The organism is Paenibacillus radicis (ex Xue et al. 2023) (assembly GCF_024722015.1).
In the GTDB taxonomy this organism is placed as follows: domain Bacteria; phylum Bacillota; class Bacilli; order Paenibacillales; family NBRC-103111; genus Paenibacillus_S.
In genome coordinates, this window is sequence record NZ_JANQBD010000003.1 from 364,423 (window position 1) to 380,306 (window position 15,884).

At 37.8% G+C, this 15,884-nt stretch carries 22 protein-coding genes and 3 pseudogenes; 8 read left to right on the top strand and 17 right to left on the bottom strand.

What is annotated here, in order from left to right:
• Positions 1–148: 148 nt before the first annotated feature.
• Entirely contained in the window at positions 149–298 is a 150-nt protein-coding gene (gene sda / locus NV381_RS38400; protein ID WP_379374517.1) for a sporulation histidine kinase inhibitor Sda, read from the top strand.
• Positions 299–772: 474 nt separating this feature from the next.
• The gene (locus NV381_RS06575) at positions 773–1,462 is read left to right on the top strand and encodes a hypothetical protein (protein ID WP_258212464.1); all 690 of its coding nucleotides are present in this window, start codon (positions 773–775) and stop codon (positions 1,460–1,462) included.
• Between the two features lie 129 nt (positions 1,463–1,591).
• On the opposite strand, the gene NV381_RS06580 is transcribed toward NV381_RS06575, so the two are convergent.
• The 7 genes and pseudogenes from NV381_RS06580 to NV381_RS06610 all read right to left on the bottom strand — a co-directional run bounded on the left by NV381_RS06580 (position 1,592) and on the right by NV381_RS06610 (position 6,101).
• A complete protein-coding gene (locus tag NV381_RS06580) occupies positions 1,592–2,254 on the bottom strand; it encodes a glycoside hydrolase family 73 protein (protein ID WP_258212465.1) in 663 nt (220 codons plus the stop codon).
• Positions 2,255–2,558: 304 nt separating this feature from the next.
• Positions 2,559–2,753, bottom strand: coding sequence for a hemolysin XhlA family protein (locus NV381_RS06585; protein ID WP_258212466.1), 195 nt, complete (start codon positions 2,751–2,753; stop codon positions 2,559–2,561).
• Between the two features lie 77 nt (positions 2,754–2,830).
• Positions 2,831–3,025, bottom strand: a complete 195-nt coding sequence (locus NV381_RS06590; protein ID WP_258212467.1) for a hypothetical protein — start codon at positions 3,023–3,025, stop codon at positions 2,831–2,833.
• A 71-nt stretch (positions 3,026–3,096) separates the two neighbouring features.
• On the bottom strand, positions 3,097–3,246 hold the full coding sequence (locus NV381_RS06595) for a hypothetical protein (protein WP_258212468.1): 150 nt from the start codon (positions 3,244–3,246) through the stop codon (positions 3,097–3,099).
• A gap of 602 nt (positions 3,247–3,848) precedes the next feature.
• Positions 3,849–4,193 (bottom strand): annotated as a pseudogene (locus tag NV381_RS06600) (IS3 family transposase); the annotation flags it as partial.
• A gap of 324 nt (positions 4,194–4,517) precedes the next feature.
• Positions 4,518–5,846 (bottom strand): annotated as a pseudogene (locus NV381_RS06605) (IS3 family transposase).
• A gap of 129 nt (positions 5,847–5,975) precedes the next feature.
• Entirely contained in the window at positions 5,976–6,101 is a 126-nt protein-coding gene (locus NV381_RS06610; protein WP_258212469.1) for a YjcZ family sporulation protein, read from the bottom strand.
• Positions 6,102–6,497: 396 nt separating this feature from the next.
• On the opposite strand from NV381_RS06610, the gene NV381_RS06615 reads away from it, so the two are divergent.
• Positions 6,498–7,073, top strand: coding sequence for an Hcp family type VI secretion system effector (locus NV381_RS06615; RefSeq protein WP_258212470.1), 576 nt, complete (start codon positions 6,498–6,500; stop codon positions 7,071–7,073).
• Between the two features lie 215 nt (positions 7,074–7,288).
• Here NV381_RS06615 and NV381_RS06620 read toward each other — a convergent pair whose 3' ends face one another.
• Positions 7,289–7,456 carry a DUF3850 domain-containing protein gene (locus NV381_RS06620; protein WP_258212471.1) on the bottom strand — a complete coding sequence of 56 codons (168 nt, stop codon included), beginning with the start codon at positions 7,454–7,456 and terminating at the stop codon, positions 7,289–7,291.
• A 162-nt stretch (positions 7,457–7,618) separates the two neighbouring features.
• Between NV381_RS06620 and NV381_RS06625 the strand changes: the two genes are divergently transcribed.
• Entirely contained in the window at positions 7,619–7,801 is a 183-nt protein-coding gene (locus NV381_RS06625) for a hypothetical protein (RefSeq protein WP_258212472.1), read from the top strand.
• 99 nt (positions 7,802–7,900) lie between these two features.
• Here NV381_RS06625 and NV381_RS38405 read toward each other — a convergent pair.
• From NV381_RS38405 to NV381_RS06635, 3 genes and pseudogenes are all read right to left on the bottom strand, one after another.
• Positions 7,901–8,002 (bottom strand): annotated as a pseudogene (locus tag NV381_RS38405) (DUF6906 family protein); the annotation flags it as partial.
• A gap of 138 nt (positions 8,003–8,140) precedes the next feature.
• On the bottom strand, positions 8,141–8,380 hold the full coding sequence (locus NV381_RS06630) for a hypothetical protein (protein ID WP_258212473.1): 240 nt from the start codon (positions 8,378–8,380) through the stop codon (positions 8,141–8,143).
• Between the two features lie 547 nt (positions 8,381–8,927).
• Positions 8,928–9,137 (bottom strand): sporulation protein Cse60, encoded by a 210-nt coding sequence (locus tag NV381_RS06635; protein ID WP_258212474.1) that lies wholly within the window; start codon positions 9,135–9,137, stop codon positions 8,928–8,930.
• Between the two features lie 946 nt (positions 9,138–10,083).
• On the opposite strand from NV381_RS06635, the gene NV381_RS06640 reads away from it, so the two are divergent.
• The 3 genes from NV381_RS06640 to NV381_RS06650 all read left to right on the top strand — a co-directional run bounded on the left by NV381_RS06640 (position 10,084) and on the right by NV381_RS06650 (position 12,061).
• A complete protein-coding gene (locus tag NV381_RS06640) occupies positions 10,084–10,842 on the top strand; it encodes a tetratricopeptide repeat protein (RefSeq protein WP_258212475.1) in 759 nt (252 codons plus the stop codon).
• Positions 10,843–11,033: 191 nt separating this feature from the next.
• Complete coding sequence (locus tag NV381_RS06645) at positions 11,034–11,303, top strand: hypothetical protein (RefSeq protein WP_258212476.1); 270 nt, start codon at positions 11,034–11,036, stop codon at positions 11,301–11,303.
• A gap of 359 nt (positions 11,304–11,662) precedes the next feature.
• Positions 11,663–12,061 carry a hypothetical protein gene (locus NV381_RS06650; protein ID WP_258212477.1) on the top strand — a complete coding sequence of 133 codons (399 nt, stop codon included), beginning with the start codon at positions 11,663–11,665 and terminating at the stop codon, positions 12,059–12,061.
• 375 nt (positions 12,062–12,436) lie between these two features.
• Here NV381_RS06650 and NV381_RS06655 read toward each other — a convergent pair whose 3' ends face one another.
• The 6 genes from NV381_RS06655 to NV381_RS06680 form a co-directional block, all read right to left on the bottom strand.
• The gene (locus NV381_RS06655; RefSeq protein ID WP_258212478.1) at positions 12,437–12,670 is read right to left on the bottom strand and encodes an SMI1/KNR4 family protein; all 234 of its coding nucleotides are present in this window, start codon (positions 12,668–12,670) and stop codon (positions 12,437–12,439) included.
• The gene (locus NV381_RS06660; protein ID WP_258212479.1) at positions 12,654–13,136 is read right to left on the bottom strand and encodes a hypothetical protein; all 483 of its coding nucleotides are present in this window, start codon (positions 13,134–13,136) and stop codon (positions 12,654–12,656) included. Before NV381_RS06660 ends, NV381_RS06655 begins: the two co-directional genes overlap by 17 nt.
• Positions 13,137–13,170: 34 nt before the next feature.
• Complete coding sequence (locus NV381_RS06665) at positions 13,171–13,401, bottom strand: DUF7660 family protein (protein ID WP_258212480.1); 231 nt, start codon at positions 13,399–13,401, stop codon at positions 13,171–13,173.
• Positions 13,402–13,499: 98 nt separating this feature from the next.
• Positions 13,500–13,754: a hypothetical protein gene (locus NV381_RS06670; RefSeq protein WP_258212481.1), complete on the bottom strand. Its 255-nt coding sequence runs from the start codon at positions 13,752–13,754 to the stop codon at positions 13,500–13,502.
• A 33-nt stretch (positions 13,755–13,787) separates the two neighbouring features.
• Positions 13,788–14,090: a hypothetical protein gene (locus NV381_RS06675; protein WP_258212482.1), complete on the bottom strand. Its 303-nt coding sequence runs from the start codon at positions 14,088–14,090 to the stop codon at positions 13,788–13,790.
• Between the two features lie 167 nt (positions 14,091–14,257).
• Positions 14,258–14,752, bottom strand: coding sequence for an SMI1/KNR4 family protein (locus NV381_RS06680; RefSeq protein ID WP_258212483.1), 495 nt, complete (start codon positions 14,750–14,752; stop codon positions 14,258–14,260).
• Positions 14,753–15,260: 508 nt separating this feature from the next.
• Between NV381_RS06680 and NV381_RS06685 the strand changes: the two genes are divergently transcribed.
• A partial coding sequence (locus NV381_RS06685; protein ID WP_258212484.1) for an IS110 family transposase occupies positions 15,261–15,884 on the top strand: 624 nt, incomplete at its 3' end.

Below are 15,884 nucleotides of genomic sequence, written 5' to 3' on the forward strand. Positions count from 1 at the left end.
ATGTATTGACACAAATAGTAGAATACAAATATTTACATGGAATGTTCAAACATTTAAAGTAAAATAAAGTAAATGATGTTAATAATAATATAATTATTAATAGGTGAGGGGATAGGATGCCATTCGCTATAAGGAGAATGATGTTCTATTGAATCTTAATGACAATCATCTACTTCAATGCTACAACAAGGCACTTGAACTAAAGCTTGAGAAGGCATTTATAGAATTACTAGAAAAAGAGTTAATTAAGAGGGGTATTGTTTTTTCGCGGTCATCGGAGGACGAGCATGAGAGTTGAATAGTAATTAAAATTTGATGGGCGAATGGGTTCTAACCCTTCACCACAAAGAAAGCCCCGCTAGTGATGAGCTGGCGGGGTACGGTAATTTTTTATGATCTATTCGTGGTCTGAAGTATTACTAAGTCGCTGATTAATTTCACGAAGTTCCAACTCAATATTTTCTAATCTCTTTTTACTTTCGTTTGAGTTTTTCATTAATGTTACCGCCACATAAATAATAAAAACCCAAAATACTAGCGACAATAATTGAATAATTGCTGTCGTAAATGAAAAGACCATTATCACTCACACCCATGTTTATCCCAATTAATCCATTATTTATTATACAGACTAAAATAACATGAAACAAAAAAGCCCTCAATCCCGAAGGATGAGGGCTTTTGATATTCCCGAGTGTTCGGGAATTTGAGTAAGGGAAAGTTTCCTGGCCACTTAACCATTTTATGGTAATCAATTGGGGGCTGTGGTATTGTGGGATATAAAGTGATTTATTCATTGGCCAATGAAAACCGCAAAACCGAAAGGAAGAACATATTCATGAAAGAATATTCTTTAAAGAAAGAAGAGTTTAACGTTAGTTACAAGAAATTCGCAAAATATATTGTCACTTTTTTTCTAGTGGTTCCAATCATTGTTTATTCAACAATTAATCGCTTTGCAAATGATAGCCTAACAAAACTTTTAATTGTATTAATGATTCTAATGGTAAGTTCGTCTGCCATCGTGAAGTTCTTTTATAGTTTCTATAAGGTTAGGAGAGATTGGTATAGTTTTAGAATATTACTTTCAGATGATCTGCTTGTAAAAACCCAAACAAAAACACCTAACGCAGAGATACAGATTAAAGAAATAACGAGAATCATTCAATTAGCCGGAGGGGTTTCCATTCAGTCGGACGACCCTCAAAAATTTATTTTCGTGCCAGAAGCTCTCGAGGAGTATCAAGACTTATTAATAAGATTAAATAAAATAGTACCAATTGAAGTAAGCCCTATTGTCTCAGTTGCCGTGCCAGCTGGATATGCAATAAAACAACAAGTTCAATCAGGTGACTTGCTAAAAAAGTGGCTTATTATTTTTGCATGCATCATTGGTTTTTTTACAGTAGTACCACTTGTTGTAGTGATAGGACTTCTAATTGTAATTAAATTAATTCACTGAGTGATAAAACAAGACTTTGTCTTCTCGCCACTTCGATTTCGATATAAAACAGAGCCCCCCCCCCTTTTCGAAGGATGAGGTTATGAAATTTTCAACTGTTTGAGAATATGCTAAGGTAATTTTTCCGAACTACACTTCTATTTTCCGATCAATCCGACCATCCAACACCGTGTTCAGGAAAGCCAGCTCAGAGGCTGTGAGTGTCTTGTCTACGATCTTTTGCATCCAGTTCCAGTCCATTTGGTCCGCATTGTATGCTTTTCCCATCACTTGATACAGCATATCCCATTGCCATTGCTCCAGTTTCATAGGCATGTTTGTTTCCTCCTCCTCTAATTGTGACTCATCCAAAATGTCGTAACGAGCCAATTCATTACTCTCAATTATCGAAATCAGCTTCCTGGCATAACCAGGATCCGTTGCATAACCAGCTGCTTGAAGTGATTGTGCAGCACCTGCATAGTCTAGCTCCGCGCATCGGTCGAAGAATCCGGCCTTTGTATAGCGGCTGTTTTCTAAGAGGAAATTGCTGTGATCAATCACTGAGCCTTCCCAGCTGGAGTAAACCCGAAAACCGTCCGTAACAGTTACAAAAGCCCCGTTGAAGTATTCTTGTGTGGTAAACTCTTGCCCTGTACCTTTAATACCAAACAGGTTGTTCCCAGGGGCAGCAGCTCCCCATCCACTCTCTAACGCTCCCTGAGCAATTGTAATGCTCGCTAGGACGCCGGTTCGCTTTTGCTCTGCTACAGCAAGGGGCGTGAGTGTGTCTATGAAATTCTGTGCTTTCACAGCTATCAACTCCATTTTTAATAGTTTATGCAGAATTGGAATTTTTCGAATCTTGCGATTGCCCTGGAGGCTTAATAGATTTATGTTGTATCTGCCCAGTTGCAGCCGCTACTAGAAACGAATTAGCAAACGTCAAAGCGTATACTCTCCAGTCCGACCAACTTGCTCCTAACGCCAGCTGCGCAAGCAACAGGACAAAATATGCTACGAAAACGGCATATACATCTGTTGGTAAAGTGACATATCGGCAAAGAAGCTCCTCCCATAGCGGAAAGAGCTTCCCAAGTAAAGAATTGACTATCCATTAGTGACCTACTCCTTTCCATAACAACCCAATGCCTCCGACAATAAGGGCGGCAATTGCTGTCCTCCAGAGCCATGTTTGGTTTTCCTCCATCTTATCCATACGCTTATGACCTGCTTTAGTTGACAGTAAGGCTTCGTTTGCAATATCACAGGCATTGATCATTAAATCGAGTTCGGTTTCAACTCTAGTCAACCGCTGTAGGTTTCTCCTGTCTCGTCATCGTGTGGCATACCGTGCCCCCTCTCCCCTTCTCGGGCACAAAAAAAATTTTACTCTAAAGCTTCGACGGCTGTGTAAGCCGCCTCAATCTTGCTGATTTCACTCTCGGCTTGCATAGCCAATTGTTCTACGCCACGGGCTTGATAAATCACTTTTTGCAACATCATTTCATAATGCTGCATACTAAGCTGCCGCAGTTTGCTTTGTTTGATTTGCGCCTTCGTCTCTTCTTCGATTAGCAACATGAAATTTCATCCCCTTATTTACATATTTTTGTTTAGGATCCAAGTGGTTTTAATTGTTCCAGTTTGGCGATTTACTCACCTAACCATAAATCCATTTGTTTTAGCGTTGTTACTGGGTCTTGACTAGCTTGAGCCAAGATCATGATGCAGCTGCCGATTTCTTCCACGCGATCTTTTGTTAAATCGGCTATAATGTGCATTTTAAGAACGCCTTCAGCCATACAAGTGCTCCCTCCAGAAAATAAAATAACCTCTCCGATTTCTGGAGAGGTTCGCATTACTACAGATTTAAAGGGAGTTTAGTTCATTTTCAAATAAAAAGCACAGATGGTATCGCAGAAGCTTATTCGAATGAATTGACAAATTCAACAATCCTATTCATAAGAAAGGCAGTGATAGGTGTTCCTACTGAAGCAGCAGAGGGTAAAAGTCATTTCCTCCCCCTAAAACCTGAGCTAATTCTTCTCTCATTATTCCCTCTAGGGAAGAGCCAACATAGTCAATTCCAATTTTAACTCTTCCCCAATCTAAATACCCACCTGACACAATGTTCTCCCATGTGCCATTGTAAACATAAGTGCCTGTGTTTCCAAATAACTCATTTCTAGTGCCAAAGATAACTTCAACATCATAGGCAGAGCCAGTTGTTACAGACAGTGTTGTCCCACTTCCACTAAGATTGTGTTTAGCTCTCCCACTATTTGTGTTAGGAAACTTTGATAAAGTGAAGGATTAGATACAGATGAGGTAAAAGTTGCTTTAAAAGGAATGGCCTTGCTCTGAAAAAGTAGACACGTAGAAAGCCTCAGTGAACCCAATTAGCCTAACTTTCTCCGACCAGGAATGGTGGGACATAATCGTTGGATGAAAGCGTTCTCCAACGGTTGTAAAAGAGCTCGATATATTCAAACACAGCTTTCTTAGCCTCAGCTCGCGTCTTGAATGTGTAATCATTGAGCCATTCCATTTTCAACTTTCCCCAAAAGGATTCCATTGGAGAATTATCGTAACAGTTACCTTTGCGACTCATGTTGCAGATAAACCCGTTCTTCTCAAGGAGTTTCTGGTAGCCCTTACTGGCGTATTGAATGATGCGATCAGAATGTACAATAAGTCCTTTGGATGTACCTGTGCGGCCAATTGCCTGTTTCAGAGCAGCACAGAGCCTTACCAAGACTCGTGACATAAAGAATATTTAGCTTCAGCTTAACTTGATTCATTTATTTGATATCCCTTTGAAGCACATCAAGCATGACGGATAAGATAATCCCCATCTTAACGAGTTGAAGCTCGCCAGGTGTAAGTAATGGTGCTTTTTTCGCTTGGATCACCGAACACCGCCCCTCCAGAAATAAGAGCTCATGTTTGTATTTTATCCATAATGGCGAACTCACATTCGTGTTTCGATAGGGAATTTTCCCATATAAAAAAGCAACCCTCAATCCCATGAACTGTGACCCAATTTATGGACACGTAATAAAAAGGTAAGGTACTAGGCTGAAAGAAGATGACTTCTGTATTCATCAGGGGTCATCTTTTTTAATCCCCACTGGTAGCGGCAAGTGTTGTACATAAGGATATATTCATTCACTCTTTGCCGCAGTTCCTCGATGGTCTGGCAATCTTCGTATTCAAGTTCATCTTTCATGTGGCCGAAGAAGGATTCCATAGGTGCGTTATCCCAACAGTTACCCTTGCGTGACATGGATTGTCTGAATCCAGCTTTCTTCACCTTTTCTTGAAATAGGGGATGTGTGTAATGCATTCCCTGATCGGAATGTAGAATCGCTTCTGGATGAACCGAGTAATCCATGCTTCTTAGTAGCTCTTCAAGTGTTTCTTCTACAATAGGGAGTTCCAAGGATGTGGATAGAACGTGTGCGGGCACTTGGTTCGTTGCTCCATCTTTTACACAAGACAGATAAGCCCATTGGCCCTTTCCATACCTCATATAGGTGATATCCGTTAACAGTACTTTCCCGGGCTCTCCTTGGTTAAATTGGCGCTCTAACAAGTTTGGACAGGTCCGGTGCTCTTGGGTAGCTTTGGCCATCTTACGGTAAGGGTTAGCCTGCCTTACTTTAGCAACCAGGTTGTATTTACGCATCAGTCTACGAATTTTCTTATGATTCATAATCACGTCGTCGCTGCGCTCCAAATGCATCCTAACGGTCAGCGCTCCTGCTTTGCCATGAAGCGAAAGAAAATGCTTCCGAATGAGCTGGTAGTCAGCCTCATCGGCACATTCACGTTCTTGTCGATTTGGCTCTGCTTTTAACCAAGCGTAATAGCCGCTACGACTTACATCTGCAACATCACATAGATAGGCCGTTAAGCCTTGCAATTGATGCTTACGAATCGTCATCTCAATAAGCTCAAAGGCCTCAGCAGGTGTTAGCGTTCGCGCTTCACCTGCCTTTCTAGAGCATCGAGCTTTTTTAAAAATTCTTTCTCCACTTCTAAGAGCTTAATTTTCGCCTCAGCACGTCTAAGCTTCTCTTCTGTGCTTAACTCCTTGGATGGGGGCCTGCCTGTACTTGCTTTACCTCTGCGGTCCATCAGTAATCCCTCCTCTCCGTAGGTATCATCGATTGCTCTCCAACGTTTTAAACACTTCTTCGGCTTTTCTACTCCGATCATTTTAATGTCAAAACCAGCTTCAAGGAAAATCTGCATAGGTCATATAACCATTCTTGTGCATTTGAACGGCCTGCAGCTTAAATTCAGGTTTATATGTTATTGCTTTTTCGGATACATGGACAATATTAGGATTTGCTTCAAGTATTCTTATTTGAGTTGTTGTGAAAAGATGTTTTGACATGTTGTTAGCTTCCCTCATTCACTGTAGTATTGTTTATTAAAACACAAAAACCCAAAAGACGGGCACTTTTTTCAAAGTGTCTATCTTTCGGGTCACAGTTCACCCAACGGAAAGAGGGCTGCTTTTTTATTAGATAAATGAACGAGAAACAATTACCAACAAAATGAAAAGTACAAGAATCACTCCAGTAGATGTAAAAAATCCACCGCAGCTACAGCTACCTACACCACCAATTCCTCCAACTCCAAGTCCCATGGTTTCAGCCTCCTTTCGTTAACATTCTGTATATTATGAACAGATCGAGTTAAAAGATTGGACTTTCCAAAAATTAGACACTTTCAAGGGAAATATGTCGTTCCAATTTTGATAGAATTTCATATGATATGATGTGGATTATTCTCCAAGTAATTCCACATCCCATAGTTCTCCTTCTAAATAGATGGTTGCATTTATTGCACCATCTATTGTTATTAAGGCTAAGGAAAATTTTCCTGATCATAACAACAAAAAAGCCCTCTTTCCTTCTGATAGATCATTTGTCAAAACATCAGTTGTATTAATGTTTTGATGTTTCTTTGTCAGGCCTGCATTTAACATCATTCCGTTGAATATCAATAATTTTGTATCAATATTTAATGAGGAGTGATTTTCATGATAACATTAAAAAAAATGCTTCTATCCATGTTGATTTCATGGACATTGATGCTAACTTTTAGTGTGATTCCAGCAGCAGCAGCAACAACTGGCAAGACCGAAGTTGATCTTAACTACGATGTTTATATGAAGTTAGAAGGCATTGAAGGTGAGGCAACAGTTGAAAAATTTGAAAAGTGGATTGTACTCTCTGATATTCATTTTGAAGTTTCTAATACCTCATCAAACTCAAGCGGAGGTGGCGGTGCTTCTGGAAAACCCACAGTCAAAGAGTTTATGGTCATTAAACAATTCGATTCCTCATCAGTACCTTTATTTCTGAATACTTTAACCGGCAAACATATGAAAAATGGAAAAATTGTATTCGTATCCCGTGGTGATTCCCCCACTCCTTTATTGACTATAGAATTAAGCGATGTGGTTGTATCCAACTATGACTTTAACAATACAAATGAAACCATTAGTTTGGAGTTTAATAAGATTCAGTTAAGTTACTCTACAACTGATGAAAAGGGCAACAAAACTCCTCTAATTAATGGCGGTTTTGATTTCAAACAGAATAAAGTGCAATAATAAAAGAATAATCCCTGCCTTTTTGTAGGTCTGGGATTATTTTTATTATTTTTAAGTGATTCCGAGTTCCCCCAGGATCAGTCTATTAGCAGTAGTTCAACTAAACTTTCACACACAACAGCTTTGGACAAACCTGCTTCAGTCCATCCTATTTACCCCAATCATAACCTTTGCATTTTTCCGGCTGCTTAGATGACTTTTTTCAACTATTCTCTTTAATTCCTCCCGACTTCCTTCCCTGTTACGTAATGAGTGATAACACAATGAGATACTTTAACGATAGCCTCCCGGCCTGTATACCGTTTTTCATCAGGACTGTATTCCTTCAGGACAAGGATGTCACCTACGGCGTAGCCTCTGTCACCCTTGCGGATTTCGACCATTTTGCGCTTGTCCCTGCTTGGTGTTATTTCATCCTGGAAGTTGCTCCGACCAAATGTTCAAAGTGTGTTTTTGATTCATTTTGAACCCTCCCATGTATTTCCGTTTTTAAACTTTTTTTATTACGTGTTATAATTAAAGAAAATGTGGAGGCTCTACCCTAGATGACTAAGTATCAAAATTTTCTTAACAAACTAAATAAAGAACTTGAATCTGATAATGAGAGCTTGGCCATACATATTTGGAGTACAGATTCTTTTCTTAAAAGAATGGACCCTGCACAGGTTGAAGATTGGAAAGAACAGTTTATTATGGATATTGCCCAAACGAAAAGAGATAAAAGTTAAATCCTCGTCTGACTTATGACCTACTCGTTTCCAACCTTGCCGAAGGCGGCAGCCGTATAGGGGCTTCCCCTATAGATGGATACCTGGATAGAATGGATATCAAGCCTCTTTTCGAATAACCTTCACTGTGCCTGTTTCTCGCCGTACAATCACTAATTCTGATGTTGTATCCCTTTCTACTAACCAGTTAGCCAGATTCCAGCCGGCTTCTTTAAAAGGCGAGTCGGCTGCATTTGCTTTTTCATTAGCTCGTTCTCCCTCCTTATAATTGGGAGGAGCAGCTTACGCCGCCCTGTCTTTCCCCTTCATTGTCTCTTTCACTTTCTTTTTGTATTTATTTCAAGCCGTTTGCAGTGTCGTTGATGGGATTTTCAAACTCTGTGCAATTTCCATCCACGTCTCTCCGGCCTTTTTACGTTTCAGCAGCCCTGGGAAGTCAAATTGAATATCTTCAAAGGACAGGCTATTCTTCAAGATAACTCCCTCAACATCCTCCGGATCACTGCCTGCAGCTTGTCCAGAACCCGAATTTTCCTTGGATTGCTCTGAATCTCCCCTAATAAGTTGGATTTTCTTCAAAACTTAGAACATGGAAAAAAACATTGCTGTTTTCATATTTATAAAGTAACTTTAACAAGTAACATAGAAGAAATTATATAAAAATGGGGTCGAAATTATTGAAAATTATTAAATTTTTGTTTCTTGCAATGTGTGGCAGTGTGCTTTATTACTTATTTCTCGGGGGATCGTTCATTGGTCTTTATAATCGATTAATGCAACTTATCCTCGTGTAATTAGCAAACACCAGAATGCTGTGCTCATATAAATATAAATAGAGGAAATGAGCACAGTACTTTCAAATCGACTGCCCGATCGACCATGGGAAAAAGAAAAAGCACCGGTTAAGGTGCTTAATAATATTCTTAAAAAGTAAATAGTAAGCAATGTAAGCCAGTTCATTCGGTGATACATTAGATGTCCTTTTCGATTTTTATTTTCTGCTATTTCTCCTTAATGTCGTCATCAAATTACGAATCCTATCGCAATGTATTCTAATTTCACCATTAATCAACCCCATATAACAAAAGTTCCTGATGCATTATTTATTCGAGAGCCGACAATAAAATCAAATTCCAATCTGATAAATCACTAGTACTGAATAAAGTTCTAGCGTACCATCATTGCTTTTACTGTTTTTATCTAAACAAACAGCACTGCTGTATTTAATATCAATTATCTCGCCTCCATTTAATTCTAAGTCATCCAAAAATTCATTTAATTCATTCTCGAGTAGTCCTTCTTGATAATGTGCAAGTAACCTAGCTTTGGTTTTCAAACGTGACACCTCCGTGATTTAATAATTATTTATACGCAAAGAAAAACAGCCTATTCCAATAGAACAAGCTGATATTTTTCGCATCTTAAATTTCATAATTGGCGCTATGATATAAAGTCATCCGTTGTGCCATAGATCTTATAAATTATTTTGGTTCCAAAATCCCAATTTTTCGATAAATTAATCGTCCTTCCCCTTGGTATATCACTAATATTTGTGCTAAGTTCATCGAAATTTTTCTAAATTTCATCTACTACCTGTTTTTGCTCAGCTTTCATCATAGTGTAAAAAATTAAAGAAAAAAATCAATAAAAAGAGTGCATTATAAAAATGGAACCTTCAAGCTCGCAAGGATCATCCATTTCTTTCGTTTTGAACAGATTTGGATTGTGTTTTATGTTAAAATATGGAGTATCATGCAAGAAACGGAGTTGAATTATGGATGACATCCGAAAAAGGGCATATAAAGCACTGAACTATCAAGCCTTATTAGATATAAAGAACAGTGGCAGTTTCAACGAGGACAGCTTTTATAGAATTTTTCGAATTGCACATGCATTCCATAATCTTGCAGAATATATAGTTCAAGATTTTGAAGGATTCGATGAGGAAATCTTCTGGAGCACAATAGACTCATTGGAAATTCAGTTTGGGATGTATCACTACAGAAAACTTTTTGATGACGCCTTCAATAATTGTTGATAACTCTGCATCACTAAGACCATTTCTAACGTAACGGCTTAAAGAGGAGCTGGAGTTTAGTCTCTTAAAAGTAAAAAGCTGAAGGTAAATAATAGTAAATAATACACCGGAGAACGGGGCCTAATAACAACACATGGTTCCGTTTCTTGCGTTATTGAACTGGCAGGATAGTGAAATTGAAACCGAAACTTAGTGGACCAGTATGCTAAACGCTGAACAGTATTTAAAACGGAGTGAGTTATAGATGAGAAATCAAAAAAAACAAGCAAACCAATTCAACCGGGAAGGTATTGAATTAGCCCAACAGTCTAAATTTGAAGAGGCACTTTCATACTTTCAACAAGCGTTATATTTGGATCCAAAAAATGCAACGATATACTACAACATAGCGAATACACTAGCTAGATTAGAGCGTCATGATGAAGCAATTATTTATTTCGACAAAGCTTTAGAATTAAAACCGAACAACTTAAATTGTATTTATAATATGGCTAATTCTTTGTCGTCTCAGGGAAAGTCGATTGAAGCCATTACTTTGTATAATCAAGTCATAAATCTTAACCCTCTTTTTAGCTCCGCGTACTATAACAAAGCTAATGAACTTAAGAAGCTTAAAAAATACAGGGAATCTTTAGAAGCTTATGATAAAGCGATAGAAGCAGAGCCTAACCATTCATCTGCCCATCTAAATAAAGCGATTGTATTGAAAAAATTAAAATTAGATAATGCAGCAATTGAAAGCTATTATAAATGCATTGAAATTGACCCTTACAAGGAAGAAGCTCATTACAATTTAGGGAGCCTATTGTACTACCAAGGATTGTTTGAACAGGCATTACAACATTATGATAAGGCTATTGAAATAAATTCAAGCGATTTAGAATTTTACTACAACAAGGGCGTTGTGCTGACAAAAATGGGTAATATTCAAGAAGCAGAACGATCATTTAAAATGTACAGAAAGTTACTCGCAAAGCAGAATAAGACGGTTAGGGACAATTGAAGTAATGGGACACTTTACTTCCCTCGGTATTAAGAGGTTTACTCACGTTCAACAACGATTAAGCGCCCTTCTATCGCAACGGCTGGAAGAGGAATTGGAGACGTTCCGTTGTTAAAGGTAACGAAGATTAAAGAAAAAACAGAACCTAATTATGATAATATTAGGTAAATAGTGTGTTAAGGGTGATCGCATTGGAGGTATTTGTTTTTAAGACAGAAGATTTAGCTAAGAAATTCTGTGAATCTATTGTTCAGAAAATGAGTGATAGCTTTAGTATCTCCAAAGAAGAAGCGATTGGAAGACTTAATAAAAGATGGATTAATGTTGAATGTATTACTAACGATGATATAATATTCCATGAAACTGATGATTTTTGGGCGTATGACATTTATTATGGTCATAACTCAAGATGGTGGGCGAGAAAAAATGATGATTTATTAATGCCGTTACCATACCCTTAATAAAGAACCACAATGCATAATCGTATTGTGTTTTTTTGTTATTCCCCTCCTTTCTGCTACGCTAGCTTGATGTTATTTATGAAATGATGAAAAGATAATGAAATATTTGAACCAAACCAGCATGCTGAATGATTTAATTGGTCGTAATTGGAAATCCAACTCAAAAAACTGCTTGGAATAAATGCTAAGCTTTTACACTTATATCAACAACAATTAAGACACTCTAAAACAGTAGCGGGAAGAGGAAGTGAGAGACGTTTCGGTTACTCAAGGAGAAAAAGATGAAAGAAAAGCATAACAACAATTCATAAAACCACAAGAACCACTTCTGACTAACAATTGAATATTAGGAGGCAAAAATGGAGAACAGTTACCCACAGTATATTACAAAAGAAGCAATTGAAATGCTTGACGAGAAATTGAATTTAGCGGTCAGGGATAAGTACTCTCAAGATTGGCAATACGAGGTATCAGATCCTTCGAGAGTGTCTGAATTTATTTTGTTTTATGAAGATGCTATATTAAATAATGAAGAAAAATTTGCTTTGATGTCATTGATAATATCCTCATTAGACGATGCTTTAGAAGAAGGATATGAAATTAGTGGTTTATGGGGAAAAATTAGTCATCATCTTGTAAATGAAATAAAAATTCATTATAATACTATTCAATATTGGGCATTGCTGGAAGAAGATTTAGATAATTGTTTTGCAGTAACACCCCTGATTCGAGATGTAGCTAAGAAATATTTACTATAATTTCCAAGAAATCAACAATTCCTAAATGCAATTTATCTAATATTAAAGAACTTGAAGAAACTATTATCCAATCCCCATCACTTCTTGGTTAAAAATTTCAAGCCAAATTATAAACTAGTCTTTTACCACAATGCGACTAATCCTCTCCTTGTATTTTTCATTTTTATCGTCCCCAAGGTGGCAAGTTCATAAGAACCCACCCAGTTCCGAATGAATTACTGCATAATACAAATATGAACTTATCCTTTTGGTGTGGTTTCTTTACTAAGCGTATCTTATTTTGACTCTTTGTAACTCTTTAAATGGGTTCTTCACCAAATAATAGGATTGCCCATTCAAACTTCCTCATTTCTTTACTAATCCTTTTTTATAGGCTCAATCCTCATATCCCCAATGACACAACCCCACTAAAAAAGAATTGAAATTTTTCGCCAACTCAAAAGTTGTTCCACCGTCACTCTCAATGTATATTACAGGCGGTTCTTCTTTCCGATCCCGGTAATCTAATGCAATCCACCAATGTCCATCACCTGAAATCAATACAACATGCTTCGGCCATAGAGGTCTACTTCCTTTCATAAAAAATGCTCTTTCATTTCGCAAAGCCAATCGTTATGTCCCCATCATGATAAAATTCAATTACTACACTATTTTCAAGACAAAAAACAAATTGGTCTGTACCCACACGCATCACGCCATCAACATACTGTATTATTCTCCCTAACTTTGCTTTAAGACAAGGTGAGTCACTGTAGCCCCAAAGTATAAAAAAGTAAGTGTCATTTCCGTCAAGTTCTTTTCCAAGAATATTAATAATTTCGGTAGGACTATTCACTTTTATTTTTCGTTCAACCTTGCTCCAATCAATTCTCCCCCATGAAGCTAAAGGAAAGATACTTACTAGTTCATGCATTATCATTCTTCCAGATTCTTCTGACAAGACAATAGTAGCATCACCTAGCGATTCGACACATTCGTTAAACAATTCGCTATATTTGTGGGTCTTTTTAAGCTTATCTTTGTTTTTCTGTAGAAGTTGTTGTAATCTCCATTTTCTCTTTTCTTTATCATTCATTTAGATTCACCACTTAGATAAGATAGTGCATTCATCATTCATAAACTTTACCAGCATACATGATTTGAGCAAGGCTTTTCCAATTAGGCTCGTTTGGCAATGACGTAGTATCAGTTATCCAAGCTTCAATAGATTCTAAATAGTGCTCAAGAGTGATGTTCTCCCATTCGTCGTTATTCGTTTGTAAGTCATTTCTTAATACTTGAATAAAAATCATTAGGTCATCTTTTGTTTTCACAGCATCGCATTGTTCATACAGATTCATGGCATGTAGTCCCTCTTTCAACATTAAAATCATATTTCTTTTATCAACCTTTAGCTACTGCCGACAATGAAATAATCCTGTACAGTAAAAGCCATGTTTTATTCACATTTAATTAAATCATGCTGGCACCCATCATTGGGGTCATCAATGAGAATCCAATCTTTTTCATTTATATTAAACTGTTCTATGCAGTAATCGCTAGCGTCCTGTATGCCTTCATACCATTGGTCTGCGGAGCATGATTTATCTTCATCTGTATTATATAAAAAGACAACCACCCCTTCGTTTGACTCATATATCATTACCTTTTTTACACTGTCTACCGGCTTTTCAAGAACCACGTATTTCCTCATAGGGAACCCCTTTAGAAAAAAAATGCTCTTCGTTCAGTCACTTGCAACGTGAATCTGTTCAACATATAGATCGCTTAGAGAACTAATAAGTATGTCTAGCTCTTCACGCCGCTGATGAATTAATGGCTTCATTTGCTCCAAGTCAAATAGAAATCCATTAATACCACTCCTGTCGAAGGTAACGTCTGTTTTGTAGTAATCTTTTAATTCCCTTAAGAATTGGTAACTCTCCCATTCACTTGTCTTCAAATAAATTGCTTCATGTAAAGAGTAAGATATTTCTATAACCCCCAATCGCTCACTCAGTCTTCCGTACATAACTATATCAAATCCCATTCGCATCTACTCCATCAATAAAATCGTGCTTTCCTGATACCTTGAGAACTCCAATACTGCTGATCTTGTTTACTATTAATTCTGCAAATTGTCCACCAAAGTACCTCAATCCATCTAACCTTTTCCAATAAAATCAATTCTTTCAACAAGATATAGAGGTCCATGTTTTATTGATTCGCCGAATCATAAGCGTCACCTAATGATTCAAAATCATCCTTTAACCAATACCAACTATGTCCACTGTTCTCAATTAATTGAATAAGTAGATGTGTGAACGAATGAGCAATAACTGGACAATCACCAACCACTCCATGCCTATCCCAAAAGCTATCATAACATTTTCCTAGTCTTTCTTTATGAAGGTCAATGGTAAGATAATCACCGTTATTGTCACTTCCAATTATGTACCAACCTGAAGAAATATCATCTTCGCATCTATCACCAACAATAACTGGATTAGCTAACACAAACTCTTTTGGAGAAACAATGGAAATCGAATGATCACTTTTTGTAAAAAACTTTCCCCCTCCGCAAAGTTGATAAAAACTAGTCAAATCAGAAGGCAAAGCAACTCCTCCTTCTAAAAATGGAAGCCCACTTGGTGAATAAATAACATTATCAGGCATTGTTTTCAGTTTTTTTACCAAGAATTCAATGTTCATCTTCCAATGTCCCCCACTATTTTTGAAACAACTAACCGATAATATCTTCACTGCAATCTTTTAACTACAACATCCATCCTAAAAGAATGACAGGCATAATGAAAATAACCACAGCAAAATACGTTAAACGTCCTGCCACTACAATACTTGTATGGAAATTTCTATGTTATGCAAAAAATAAAAAACACGAAAACATCATAAAAAATCACTAAATGAATTGTAGTTCTTTTCCTGGATCCTACAAGGTGCCACCGAATAAATACATAAGGTTTACTACTCGTATACTAATCAACATTACGTAATCAAATCTCACCGCCTACCACATTATACCATATCCTGGAATTCATAAGACATAACTCACTTCAGATGGAGTGGTTTCATTAATATAACTTCTGGCGTGTAATATAATCCACTAAAGAAGGGAAATCCCCAGCAACTATCGAAGATACGAAGCACCTGACAAAGAGCTTCAATCTATACCTACCCTACCACAGGAGGTTGAAGTCGCATGGGGAAATCCTCAAATATTCAAGGCTTAAAGGGAACAAAGTTCAGTCAACTACTACGGGGTGTTAACCTGGAACAAGTCCTCATCGTAGCAATCGATGCGGCCAAGCTTCACCAAAAAGCCCTGATCTGCAATTATTTCGGTGACATCATTGAGAAACCCTTCTTTTTCTCGGTAAGTGATGCGGGAATGAAGCTGCTGTATCGCAAAATTGAACAGGCCATCACCTTTACGGGAGCTGTTCGTCTGCTTCTTGGCATTGAAGCTACTGGCCATTACTATGAGGATATCGTCAGACAGATGGCACTACATGGTTACCATGTGCAAATCCTCAATGCCTACACCACCTTTGAAGAGCGTTCAAGTGCCCTGAGTTGGTGCAAGACAGACGACCTGGATTTGGTGTCCATTGCCCACGCTCTCAAGAACAACAAGGCGACAGAATCCCGCTTGGTTGAAGGCGTTCAGCGGCATCTTCGCGTACTAACTCGAGCACGTCGCTCAGAGATCCGCAAACGTTCTACACTGCGAATCGAGATACGTACGCTCATGGATATGATCTGGCGCGAATTTCAATGCTATGCTAAGCATCAGGATGGGCGAGCTCACAAAGTGAAGGTTTTC

Excerpts from the sequence above, each read along its gene's own strand:
- NV381_RS06590 (WP_258212467.1), bottom strand. The coding sequence starts at position 3,025 with ATGTTGCTAATCGAAGAAGAGACGAAGGCGCAAATCAAACAAAGCAAA.
- NV381_RS06610 (WP_258212469.1), bottom strand. The coding sequence starts at position 6,101 with ATGGGACTTGGAGTTGGAGGAATTGGTGGTGTAGGTAGCTGTAGCTGC.
- NV381_RS06665 (WP_258212480.1), bottom strand. The coding sequence starts at position 13,401 with ATGAATCTGTATGAACAATGCGATGCTGTGAAAACAAAAGATGACCTA.
- NV381_RS06670 (WP_258212481.1), bottom strand. The coding sequence starts at position 13,754 with ATGAGGAAATACGTGGTTCTTGAAAAGCCGGTAGACAGTGTAAAAAAG.
- NV381_RS06650 (WP_258212477.1), top strand. The coding sequence starts at position 11,663 with ATGGAGAACAGTTACCCACAGTATATTACAAAAGAAGCAATTGAAATG.
- NV381_RS06675 (WP_258212482.1), bottom strand. The coding sequence starts at position 14,090 with ATGGGATTTGATATAGTTATGTACGGAAGACTGAGTGAGCGATTGGGG.
- NV381_RS06660 (WP_258212479.1), bottom strand. The coding sequence starts at position 13,136 with ATGAATGATAAAGAAAAGAGAAAATGGAGATTACAACAACTTCTACAG.
- NV381_RS06615 (WP_258212470.1), top strand. The coding sequence starts at position 6,498 with ATGATAACATTAAAAAAAATGCTTCTATCCATGTTGATTTCATGGACA.
- NV381_RS06620 (WP_258212471.1), bottom strand. The coding sequence starts at position 7,456 with ATGGTCGAAATCCGCAAGGGTGACAGAGGCTACGCCGTAGGTGACATC.
- NV381_RS06595 (WP_258212468.1), bottom strand. The coding sequence starts at position 3,246 with ATGGCTGAAGGCGTTCTTAAAATGCACATTATAGCCGATTTAACAAAA.
- NV381_RS06625 (WP_258212472.1), top strand. The coding sequence starts at position 7,619 with ATGACTAAGTATCAAAATTTTCTTAACAAACTAAATAAAGAACTTGAA.
- NV381_RS06640 (WP_258212475.1), top strand. The coding sequence starts at position 10,084 with ATGAGAAATCAAAAAAAACAAGCAAACCAATTCAACCGGGAAGGTATT.
- NV381_RS06680 (WP_258212483.1), bottom strand. The coding sequence starts at position 14,752 with ATGAACATTGAATTCTTGGTAAAAAAACTGAAAACAATGCCTGATAAT.